Source organism: Williamsia herbipolensis (assembly GCF_000964005.1).
In the GTDB taxonomy this organism is placed as follows: Bacteria; Actinomycetota; Actinomycetes; order Mycobacteriales; family Mycobacteriaceae; genus Williamsia_A; species Williamsia_A herbipolensis.
The window spans coordinates 206,262-217,047 of record NZ_JXYP01000010.1 but is presented as its reverse complement, the minus strand read 5'-3'; the positions used below and the strand labels follow the sequence as shown (position 1 = coordinate 217,047).

General features: G+C 68.4%; 11 protein-coding genes and 1 tRNA gene. 4 read left to right on the top strand and 8 right to left on the bottom strand.

Annotated elements, in window-relative coordinates:
- Positions 1 to 209 precede the first annotated feature (209 nt).
- Positions 210 to 1,328, bottom strand: coding sequence for a CaiB/BaiF CoA transferase family protein (locus TU34_RS04055; RefSeq protein ID WP_162486041.1), 1,119 nt, complete (start codon positions 1,326 to 1,328; stop codon positions 210 to 212).
- Between the two features lie 147 nt (positions 1,329 to 1,475).
- Between TU34_RS04055 and TU34_RS04050 the strand changes: the two genes are divergently transcribed.
- On the top strand, positions 1,476 to 2,921 hold the full coding sequence (locus TU34_RS04050; RefSeq protein WP_045821535.1) for an MFS transporter: 1,446 nt from the start codon (positions 1,476 to 1,478) through the stop codon (positions 2,919 to 2,921).
- A complete protein-coding gene (locus tag TU34_RS04045; protein ID WP_045821534.1) occupies positions 2,914 to 3,336 on the top strand; it encodes a MarR family winged helix-turn-helix transcriptional regulator in 423 nt (140 codons plus the stop codon). Before TU34_RS04050 ends, TU34_RS04045 begins: the two co-directional genes overlap by 8 nt.
- Here the strand turns inward: TU34_RS04045 and TU34_RS04040 are convergent.
- Together TU34_RS04040 and TU34_RS04035 are read right to left on the bottom strand one after the other, a co-directional pair.
- A complete protein-coding gene (locus TU34_RS04040) occupies positions 3,333 to 4,346 on the bottom strand; it encodes an isopenicillin N synthase family dioxygenase (protein ID WP_045821533.1) in 1,014 nt (337 codons plus the stop codon). The genes TU34_RS04045 and TU34_RS04040 overlap by 4 nt on opposite strands.
- A 72-nt stretch (positions 4,347 to 4,418) precedes the next feature.
- Positions 4,419 to 4,889, bottom strand: coding sequence for a MarR family winged helix-turn-helix transcriptional regulator (locus TU34_RS04035; RefSeq protein WP_045821532.1), 471 nt, complete (start codon positions 4,887 to 4,889; stop codon positions 4,419 to 4,421).
- Positions 4,890 to 4,987: 98 nt separating this feature from the next.
- Here TU34_RS04035 and wrbA point away from each other — a divergent pair, with 98 nt between their 5' ends.
- Both wrbA and TU34_RS04025 read left to right on the top strand, forming a co-directional pair.
- The gene (gene wrbA / locus TU34_RS04030; protein WP_045821531.1) at positions 4,988 to 5,587 is read left to right on the top strand and encodes an NAD(P)H:quinone oxidoreductase; all 600 of its coding nucleotides are present in this window, start codon (positions 4,988 to 4,990) and stop codon (positions 5,585 to 5,587) included.
- Entirely contained in the window at positions 5,584 to 6,366 is a 783-nt protein-coding gene (locus tag TU34_RS04025) for a pirin family protein (RefSeq protein WP_045821530.1), read from the top strand. The genes wrbA and TU34_RS04025 overlap by 4 nt, the downstream gene beginning before the upstream one ends.
- A gap of 5 nt (positions 6,367 to 6,371) precedes the next feature.
- Here TU34_RS04025 and TU34_RS04020 read toward each other — a convergent pair whose 3' ends face one another.
- The 5 genes from TU34_RS04020 to TU34_RS04000 form a co-directional block, all read right to left on the bottom strand.
- Positions 6,372 to 7,145, bottom strand: coding sequence for a PIG-L family deacetylase (locus TU34_RS04020; protein ID WP_045821529.1), 774 nt, complete (start codon positions 7,143 to 7,145; stop codon positions 6,372 to 6,374).
- The gene (locus TU34_RS04015; protein ID WP_045821528.1) at positions 7,142 to 8,578 is read right to left on the bottom strand and encodes an MFS transporter; all 1,437 of its coding nucleotides are present in this window, start codon (positions 8,576 to 8,578) and stop codon (positions 7,142 to 7,144) included. Before TU34_RS04015 ends, TU34_RS04020 begins: the two co-directional genes overlap by 4 nt.
- Positions 8,579 to 8,655: 77 nt before the next feature.
- Positions 8,656 to 9,006, bottom strand: coding sequence for a hypothetical protein (locus TU34_RS04010; RefSeq protein WP_045821527.1), 351 nt, complete (start codon positions 9,004 to 9,006; stop codon positions 8,656 to 8,658).
- A 47-nt stretch (positions 9,007 to 9,053) separates the two neighbouring features.
- Positions 9,054 to 10,532, bottom strand: a complete 1,479-nt coding sequence (locus TU34_RS04005; RefSeq protein WP_045821589.1) for an amidase — start codon at positions 10,530 to 10,532, stop codon at positions 9,054 to 9,056.
- Positions 10,533 to 10,650: 118 nt separating this feature from the next.
- Positions 10,651 to 10,726: transfer RNA gene (locus tag TU34_RS04000), tRNA-Thr, on the bottom strand.
- Positions 10,727 to 10,786 lie beyond the last annotated feature (60 nt).

Genomic DNA, 10,786 nt, shown 5'->3' with positions numbered 1-10,786 from the left:
CCCGAGCAGGTGCGCTCCGGCGAGGAACAGCTGCGCATCTACCGGGATGTGTTGCAGGGCAACATCCTCCGCCTGTCCTCGACCGACGGGCCCAAGCCCCGCTGACCCTCGGGCACCCCACCCCGCCAGTTGGGCACGTAACGACCGCAGTTGGGCACGTAACGACGTCAGGTGGGCACCTAAAGACGCCAGTTGGGCACGTAACGACGTCAGGTGGGCAGCACCGGCGGCGGGAGGCGGTAGGTCGCTGGTGTCAGCGACATCCCGATCGGGTTGCCGACGGCCGGGATGTCGGTGCCCTCGACGTCGACGGCCGGTTCGATGCCGATCGAGCGGGCGAAGGTGAATGCCTCGGCGATGTCGTTGATGGGGCCGGCGGGCACACCGGCGCGGGTGAGCACCTGATACCAGTGGTCAGCGCCTTCACGTCGCAGCTTCTCGGTCAGGTCGGCGACGAGGGCGTCGCGGTGGGCGACGCGCGCGGTGTTCGTGGCGTACCGCTCGTCGTCGACCAGCTCCGGGACGCCCAATGCCGTTGTCAGACGGGCGAACTGCGTGTCGTTGCCCACCGCGAGAGCGAGAGGCCGATCTGCGGTCGAGAACACCTCGTAGGGGACGATGCTGGGGTGGCGGTTACCCATCGAGCGCGGCACGACATCGGCGCCGAGGTACGCCGTGGTCATGTTCGCCATGGACGACAGCGCCACCATGAACAGGTCGAGATCGACGCGCTGTCCCTCGCCCGTCCGGTCGCGGTGCCGCAGGGCCGCGAGGATCCCCGCGACGGCGTGCACGCCGGTGAGGACGTCGACCACGGCCACACCCACCTTGCTGGGCGAGTCATCCGGGCCGGTGATGCTCATCAGTCCGCTCATCGCCTGGATCAGCAGGTCGTACCCCGGGATGTCGGCGCCACCGTCGCGCCCGAAACCGGTGATGGCGCAATAGATCAGATCCGGCTTCTCGGCGACGAGGGTGTCGTATCCGAGTCCGAGACGCTCCATGGTGCCGGCCCGGAAGTTCTCGATCACCACATCCGATCGGCGCACCAGGTCGCGCGCCCGCTCGCGCCCGTCCTCGGTCTGCAGATCGACGACGAGTGAGGTCTTGTTGCGGTTCACCGACGCGAAGTACGTCGCCATCGGGTCGGTGCTCTCGTCGGCCGGCAGGTACGGCGGCCCCCAGGACCGGGTGTCGTCGCCGGTGCGCGGACGCTCCACCTTGACCACCTCGGCCCCGAGGTCGCCCATCATCATCGTCGCGTACGGCCCGGCCAGTACCCGACTGAAGTCGGCCACGACGACGCCGTCGAGTGCGCCGGTCATGATCGCGCGGTCACGTCAGGAGAACTGTCCACCCGACAGACGCTATCGGCACACTCGGCGATCGGTTTCGACATGGTCGGCGGCGCGGGGTGACCCATCCCACTCCCGAATCGCTTGATCGACTAACAGTTGTACTTTCACAATGGTTCGATGGACGAGACCGAGTACAGCGCACGGCGCAAGATGATCATCCTGGCGACGTGCTGCCTGAGCCTGCTCATCGTGTCGATGGACGCGACGATCGTGAACGTCGCCATCCCCGCGATCCGTCGCGATCTGAACGCCTCGGTGTCGGGTCTGCAGTGGGTGATCGACATCTACACGCTGGTGCTCGCCAGCCTGCTGTTGCTCTCCGGCGCCATGGCCGATCGCATCGGCCGCCGACGCATCTTCCAGATCGGCCTCACCGTCTTCGCGCTCGGATCGCTGCTCTGCAGTCTCTCGACCAGCGTCGAGATGCTCATCGCCGCGCGATTCGTGCAGGCGATCGGCGGTTCGATGCTGAATCCCGTGGCGATGTCGATCATCACCCAGGTGTTCACTGGTCGCGCCGAACGTGCACGCGCCGTCGGTATCTGGGGTGCGGTGGTCGGCATCTCGATGGCCCTGGGGCCGATGGTGGGCGGCGTCCTCATCGACCTCCTCGACTGGAAGGCGGTGTTCTGGATCAACCTGCCGATCTGTGCCGCCGCCATCGTGTTGGCCGCGATCTTCGTGCCCGAGTCGAAGTCGTCGACCGTGCGTCGACTCGACCCGATCGGTCAGGCGCTGGGCATCGTCTTCATGGCGGCGCTGGTGTCGGGACTCATCGAGGGCCCGAACATGGGCTGGGGTGACCCACGATCGCTCGCCATCTTCGCCGTGGCGATCATCGGTCTGGTCGGCTTCATCCGCCACGAACGCCGCCACGCGTCGCCGTTCATCGACCTGCGGTTCTTCCGCAGCGTCCCGTTCGCGACGGCCACGGTCATCGGCATCCTGGCCTTTGCCGCGTACGGCGGATTCCTGTTCCTGATGTCGAACTACCTGCAGAACGTACGTGGGTACTCCGCCATCCACACCGGCGTCATCTACCTCCCCATCGCGGTGGGCACGCTGATCTTCTCGCCGATCTCCGGTCGACTCGTCGGCAAGTACGGCACCCGCCCGTCCCTCATCGTGTCGGGCCTCCTACTGGCGGTGGCATCGATACTGCTCACCACGTTCACACCCACCACCCCCGTATGGCAGCTCATCATCACCTTCGGCCTGTTCGGGGTCGGGTTCGGTCTGGTCAACGCCCCCATCACGACGTCAGCGGTCAGCGGCATGCCGCGCGACCGGGCCGGTGCGGCCTCGGCCGTGGCGTCGACGAGTCGCCAGCTCGGCGTCAGTCTGGGTGTCGCGATCAGCGGCTCGATCGCCGGCGCGGCGGTCACCGCGTCGGACGGCTCGTTCACCGACGCGGTGCAGCCGCTGTGGTGGGTGACCACCGGCCTCGCGCTCGCGATCACCGCGCTGGGCATCATGAGCACCACCGCGTGGGCGAAGAACACCGTCGAGAAGACGGCGTTCCTGTTCACACCGACCGAACCGAAGGCCCCGGCGCATGTCTGAGGCGCGCACCCGCGCCTGGCAGGTGATGGCGCACTTCGTGATCGACAACCGCGGACCGTGGCGCAAGGCCATGATGGCCCGGACCGGGTTGCCGTTCAATCACTTCCGGCTGCTGCGGCGCATCGCGGCGGGTCCGGTCACCATCGGCGAGCTGGCCGCCGCGGCCTCCATCGACGCTCCGGCGGCCACGGTCGGGGTGAACGAACTCGAGAAGCGAGGTCTAGCGGAGCGGTCGGTCGACCCGACGAACCGGCGCCGAAAGCTGGTGTCGCTCACCGATGCGGGGCGCGCGATGCTCGACGACGCCATGGCCACCGACGACCCCGCACCCGACGCCTTCTCCGCCCTCGACCCCGACGAGGTGGCCACCCTGGTGACGCTCCTGTCCAAGCTCGAGAGCGCGGGCAGCCGCTAGCGGGCGTCGAGGACGCGTTGCGCCTCGCGGATCGCTGCTGCGTTCGACCGACCCTGCCGTGAGCCCGCCAGCTTCGCCGCGATGTGGTCGCGGATCCGGATCGGTGCATGCGCCAGACCGTCTGCGGCGGAATCGAAACCGGGGAGCGTGGCGATCACCGCATCGGGGTTGCCGTCGTGGAAGAACGCCGCCGAACGTCGCCGTCGGATCGCGCCGTCGACCACCGGCGGTCGCACGCGGTGCAGGGTCGAGCGCCATTGATCGTTGGTGAGCCGCGCGGTCAGGTCACCGAGGTTCACCAACAGCGCTCCGTCGATCGGCGACACGTCCTGCCACCGCCCATCGGGGCCGACGATCTGCAGTCCCGGGATCGGATCGGCCCACAGGACGGTGACGATGCCGAAGTCGGTGTGTTCGCCCATCCCGGTGAGCTCGCCGTCCGGTGCGAGGGTGCCCGGCGGCAGCGCGTAGTTGTTCATCCGCAGCACGTCGATCGAGTGGTCGGTGATCGCCGCGAAGAAGTCCGGCGGCAGGTGCAGTGCCTCGGCGAAGATCGAGGTCAGTGCGCGTGCCACCCGTCCGGCCTCGGCGAACCAGGCCTCCACGTTCTCGCGGAAGCCGACGACGTCGGGCCAGAGGTTGATGCCGTAATCGTTCTCGTCGAGGTCGAGGCCGGGGAACGATCGGCCCTCGACACCAACATTGAAGGCCTCGAAGAAGTCGTTCATCCGGGCCGCCGACTCGACGCCGAGACTCAGGCTGAGCGACTCGCTCTTCGGCGGGCTGTAACCGCGATTGGCTCCGGGGACCCGATAGCCGGCGCGCACCTCGGCCGGCAGTGCGAAGAAGGAATCCATCGCGTCGGCCAGTCCGTCGGCCACCGCGGCGTCGATCCCGTGACCCACGATCTGCAGGAAGCCAGCGCGCCTACAGGCGTCGTCGACCTCGGCGACCACGTCGTGACGCGGTCCCGCCAGATCGATCACAGGAACCTCGATGACGTCGCCCATAGTTCTCGATTGTCGTCCCAGGGCACGCACCACGCACGGCAGCACTGGGCACAAAGTTGTCGATGAAACCACTCACCGACGAGGCGCCGTCTCCGACATGTGACTGCGCATCTCGCTGTAGGTCGAGGTCAGCCGTTCGACGTCACGAGGCGAGAGCACGTCGAAGACGTTCGTGCGCACCTCGGCGACATGTCCGGGACTGGCGTCGGCCAACTTCGCGGCGCCCGCATCGGTGAGCACCGCGAGCGCGCCGCGGCGATCGTCCGGACATGGCACGCGCTCCACCCATCCGGACTCGACCAATCGGTTGATCGCCCTGGTGACGCCACTTCGGGTCGCGGTGACGGCGGTCGCCAGCATCGACATGCGCATCCGCCGTTCGGGCGCCTCGGACAGCGTGACCAGAAGTTCGTAGTCGGTGAGCGAGATCCCGGCGTCGCGGGCGAGCTGCTGGTCGAGACGCGTGACCAGCATCCGCATGGAGTCGAGGTAGGCACGCCACATCCGCTGCTCATCCGCGGTGAGCCATTGCGTCTCGGTCATGCCTCCTAGAATACGACATTTGGTTGACAACGCAATCATCTTCGGTACCGTCGGGGACGACAGACCGCGCGACCCCACCGACGAAAGGCGTCACCGACATGACCAAGCTCGCGATCCTCTACTACTCCGCCACCGGCCACGGGACCACGATGGCCAACACCATCGCCGCCGCAGCGGAGAAGGCTGGCGCCGAGGTGCGTGTGCGCCACATCGCCGAGACCACCGACCCGTCGGTGTTCGCCGAGAACCCGGCCTGGACCGCGAACTATGAGGCCACCAAGGATCAGCCGGCTGCCACCGGCGACGACATCGTGTGGGCCGACGGCGTGATCTTCGGCTCGCCGACCCGCTTCGGCAACACCGCGGCGCCGTTCCAGACCTTCATGGACGGCCTCGGCGGTCTGTGGGCCCAGGGCAAGCTCGCCGACAAGGCCTACGCCGGGTTCACCTCCAGCCAGACCCTGCACGGCGGCCAGGAGACCACGCTGCAGGCGCTGTACACCTCGTTCATGCACTGGGGCGGCATCATCGTGGCGCCCGGCTACACCGACGGCCTGAAGTTCGCCGACGGCAACCCCTACGGCGTCGGCCACGTCACCGGCCCGAACAACACCGACGAGATCAACGACGCCACCACCGCCGCGCTCGAGCACCTCGGCACCCGCGTGGTCACCATCGCGGGCAAACTGGCCTCATGAGCATCGCGGTCACCCCGAACATCGATCTCCGTCGTTCCGACGACCGGTACAAGACCCGGATCGGGTGGCTCGACTCGAAGCACAGCTTCTCGTTCAGCAGTCACTACGATCCGGACAACACCCACCACGGGGTGTTGCTGGTCAACAATGACGACATCGTCACGCCCGGACAGGGTTTCGACACCCATCCGCACCGTGACATGGAGATCGTGACGTGGGTGCTCCAGGGGTCACTGGTCCACCAGGACTCGATGGGGCACTCCGGGGTGATCTATCCCGGTCTCGCACAACGCATGAGCGCCGGCACGGGCATCATGCATTCGGAGAAGAACGACTCGTGGCGACTCGGCGACGTCGCGGGCGCGTACCGCTCCGAGCACGCCGAACCCGTGCACTTCGTACAGATGTGGGTCGTCCCCGACGAGGCCGGCATCACCCCGACCTATGAGCAACTCGAGATCGATCACGAGTTGCTCTCCGGTGGGTTGGTCCCGGTCGCCTCGGGGATGCCGCAGTACGCCGACCACTCGGCCATCCGCATCAAGAACAAGTACGCGGCCATGCATGTCGCACGACTGCAGCCCGACGCGAGCCCGGTCGCGCTCCCCGACGCGCCGTTCCTGCACGTGTTCGTCGCGCGGGGCACCGCCTCGCTGGAAGGGGTCGGTCCGCTGACCGAGGGAGACGCCGTGCGGATCGCCGGAGGCGGTGGTCAGACGCTCTCGACCGACGTCGGCGCCGAGGTCATCGTGTGGGAGATGCACGCCACCATCGGCTGAACCGATTACAGCGGCAGACGGTCGCGCATCGGCTCGAGCACGAGATCGGCACGTCGGAACGACTCGAGACCGAACGCCGCGGTCAAGATCTCGACCGGCATCTCCAGGAACGGCCCGAAGTCACCGATCTGGGTGGCGTGGGCGACCATCGCAGCGCGCTTGATCTCGATGAGGTCGCTCACGTCGACCTCGACGGTGATCTCGGCGGCCGGGACGCCGAACGTCTCGATGTCGACCGGGGACTCCTCCTCCGACCACCGCGGATTGATCTTCATCATCTCGCGCATACGGTCGCGGTTCGCCACGTTCTCGAAACTGTGTGGTGTACCGGCGATCTCGGCGGCACGCCGACCGACGTGGTGAACCGCGATGTGATCGGGGTGACCGTACCCGCCGTTGCTGTCGTAGAAGGTGACCACGTCGGCCTTCTCCTCCACGAGGATGTCGGCGAGGCGCTGTGCCGCCGTCTCGACATCGACGTTCGTGAACGCGTCGGGGTTGGCGTTGTCGTCGGTACCGGCCATCCCCGAGTCGGGGTAGTCGAACATCACGAGTCGATGCACGCCCAGGATCTCGGCCGAGCGCTGCAACTCGACACGACGTCGCTCGAGCAACGACTCGCCCTCGGCCAGCAGGTCCGGTGGGAACTCGCCCCGTGCCCCGTCGGTGGCCGTCACCAGCACCACACGGTGACCGTCGTCGGAGGCGCGGCGCATCGTGCCGCCGGTGCTGAACACCTCGTCGTCGGGATGGGCGTGGAAACACACGAGAACGCTCACAGCTTGTCGGCCACCTGCACTGTCGGGCCCGCGAGGGCGTTGGTCGAGAGCTTAGTGGCCCGCACGTGGAGGCACAGCACCACCAGACCGCCCACGGCCGAGATGACCGCCGTCACCACCGATGCGGTGTTCCAGCCGTGGACGAGATCGGCGGTGACCGATCCGGGTCCCGGGTGGGTGGCGATCACCGACACGATCGTCACGCCGATCGCCGACCCCACGTAGCGGGCGGTGTTGTTGGCCCCACTGCCCATCCCGCCGCGTCCGGCCGGGACACTCGCCACGGCCTCCTTACCCAGGTTGGCGTTCACCACTCCGGTCGCGATCCCCGCGAACAGCAGCCCCGGGAGGAATCGCGGCCATCCCGAGCCCTCACCGATTCCGGCCAGACCGGCGAGACCGACGGCGACGCCGAGCAACCCGACGCCGAGCTGGACCCGCCCCGAGATCCGGGCGGGGATACGGCGGGCCAGCAGCGCGGTGACGACGGATGTGCCCGACCACGCGAACAGCAGCAGCGCGGCGCCGAGAGCCGAGACCCCGAGCGCCGCACCGAGGAAGCCCGACATGTAGGACATGAGCGCGATCGCACCGGCACCGATCGCCACGGCGGCGAGGGTGGCGGCCCCGAAGGCCGGTGATCGCAGCAGCGACAGGTCGAGCATCGATGTCGCGCTGCGGTGTTCGACGATCACGAACGAGGCGAGCAGCACCGCCGATGCGACGAACACCACGATCACCACGGGCTGCCCCCACCCCTGCCGTCCCTCGACGAGGCCGGCCAGCAGGGTCGCGATCCCGCCGGCGAACAGCAGGGCGCCCGGCAGATCGAGACCTCGCGGTGTGTCCGAACGCGATTCGGGCACCACCCGTTCGGCGACCCCGGCCAGGACCAGCGACGCGGCGGCGAGGACCCAGTAGGCGTCGTGCCAGCTGTGCGCCTTCTCCAGCAGCGCCGAGAGCAGCGGCCCGATCGCGATACCCGCGCCCACGCTCGCTCCCCAGACACCGCTCGCCGCCGCCCGCGCCGGGCCGGGCGCGAAGGTGTGGGCGATGATGCCCAGGCTCGACGCGATCACCGCGGCCCCACCGATCCCGACGACCACGCGGGTCAGCACGAACACGAGGACATCCGGGACCAGCACGCCCACAACGGATCCGACGGCCATGAGGACGAGACCGAGGGTGAGGGTGCGACGACGACCGAAGTCGTCGGCGATGGTCCCCGCCGACAGCAGGGCCGCGGCCAGGCCGATGCTCATCGAGCTCAGGATCCAGGTCTTGCCGCTCACGTCGGCGCCCAGCGATGCGGCGGTCACGTTCAGCGTCGACAGCGGCGCGGTGAACGCGACCAACACCAGCAGGGTGCCCAGGGCCGACACGACGAGGGACCGACGCGAGGACGCTGCGTCGGTCGGGGTGGGTGCGGTCATGGGGGATCCTCGTCCAGGTGCGCGGCAAACTATATGTGAGTAAACCTAGCAGGTGCCGCGCCGTGGCCGGGCCCGCGTCAGCGGACGGACGGTTCGAGGTCGATGCGCACCGACACCGCGCCGGAGTCGCTCCGCGAGGTGACCGCGTGACCGGCGCGTTCGACGCCGGCGATGTCGACGGTGACGCGATCCCCGGTCCCGGTGAAGTTGCGCCACCAGTTCTTCTTGTCCGGCATCATCACCCGCACCGTCAGCGTCTCGCCCGATCGCGAGAAGCTCACCGGCAGGCTGATCGTCTTCCCCGACTTACGACCCGTGTAGGTGATGATGGCCGTGGATTTGCCGATCACCTTGTCCAGCAGGGGAACCCGCACGAGACGTGTGAAGAACGAGTTCCACACCGCAGCCGATTTCTGGAAGGTGTTCACGGGCGTCTCCTCTCCTCGCGGACCGCGAGCCCCGGACCGGTTCGAGCCTACAAAGCGGGACGGCGATCGCGCCATGGCGACGCCTGTTCGAGCTGTCCGGCCAGCGAGAACAGCAGGCCCTCGCCGCCGGGTGGAGCCACGAACTGGATGCCGATCGGTAGGCCGTCGGGCGCCTGGTGCAGCGGGATGCTCGCCGCCGGACGACCCGTGAGGTTGGCGAGCTGCGTGTAGGGCACCCACGACAGGTTGCGGAGGATCGCCGCGGTGACCGTCCCGGTCGCGTCGATGAAGCGGCCCAGTCGGGCCGAGAGCACCGAGCGTGCCGCGAGTCGTTCGAGCGACGACGTCGCGTAGTCGCCCAGACGGGGCGCGGTCCGCGCGATGGTGGGTGTCATCAGCAGGTCGTACCGCTGGTGGAACTCACTCAGCGCACGGACGTGGGTGTGCCATCGTCCCAGTGCCGCCTCGAGCTCGACGGCGCTGGTGGTGCGACCGATCGCCGCCATCACCAGGGTGTCGAGCTCGAAGTCGGAGGTGTCGGCGCCGCCGGCGCGCAGGTCGTCGACCGCCGAGGCGACGTGCACGAACCACGGCACCAGGAAGTCGTCGGCGAGCTGCTGTTCGTCGATGGCGGGGCGCGCCTCCTCCACGACGTGGCCGAGATCGGTCAGCAGATCGCAGGTCGACGACAGCGCATCGAGCACCGCCGGGTCGGGGGTGTCGTTGAGCGCGGAGAGCCGCTGCACACCGATCCGCAGCGGGCGCGGTGCGCGCGACACAGCGTCGAGGTAGCCGGCGTCGGGGTCGGCGAACACGAACGGCGGGGCCAGAGGATCGGTCCCACGCAGCACGTCGAGCATCGCGGCGCTGTCGCGGACCGTGCTGGTGACCACACCGGTCACGGCCGAGCCGTGGTGGAACTCGCTGTGGCCGGGACCCGTGGGCACCACCCCGCGTCCCGGCTTGAGTCCGAACAGTCCGCAGCACGCGGCCGGGATGCGGATCGAGCCACCGCCGTCGCTGGCGCCCGCCGCCGGGACGATCCCGGCGGCCACCGCGGCCGCCGAACCACCCGACGAGCCGCCCGGTGTGTGGGCCAGGTCCCACGGATTGTGCGTGGCGCCGAACGCCTCGGGCTCGGTGGTCCCCTTGGCGCCGAATTCGGGCGTGTTGGTGCGGCCGAAGATGACCAACCCGGCGTCGAGCCAACGAGTGACCACGGTGTCGTCCTCGGCGGCGACGGCGTTCGCGCATGCACGAGATCCGTTGTTGCTCACCACACCGCGCTGCGACTGGTACAGGTCCTTGACCAGGAACGGCACCCCGGCCAGCGGTCCGGCCAGGGGACGTGACGCGCGGTCGCGGGCGGAGGCGTCCTGACGGACGGTGATGGCGTTCAGCGACGGCTCCACGGCGTCGGCACGCGCGATGGCCGCCTCGAGCAGTTCTGTCGCAGTCACCTCACCGCGGGCCACGAGGTCGGCCAGGCCCACCGCGTCGTGCTCGACGTACTCGTCGTGCCGCATCGCTCCCCCGATGATCGAATGCCGATACGCCGACGACGATAGCCATTCGGGGGGCACCGACCGTCGATGTCGGAGGGTCACCCGTGCGGGTGACGGCGTCGCTGTGACGCCGAACAGATGGAGCCGCCTGCGAGAATCGAACTCGCGACCTTTTCATTACGAGTGAAGCGCTCTACCGACTGAGCTAAGGCGGCGTGCCGCCCGAAGGCAACGTTCCCGAGTGTATCGAGCGTGCGTGGCAGGGGACAAACCGC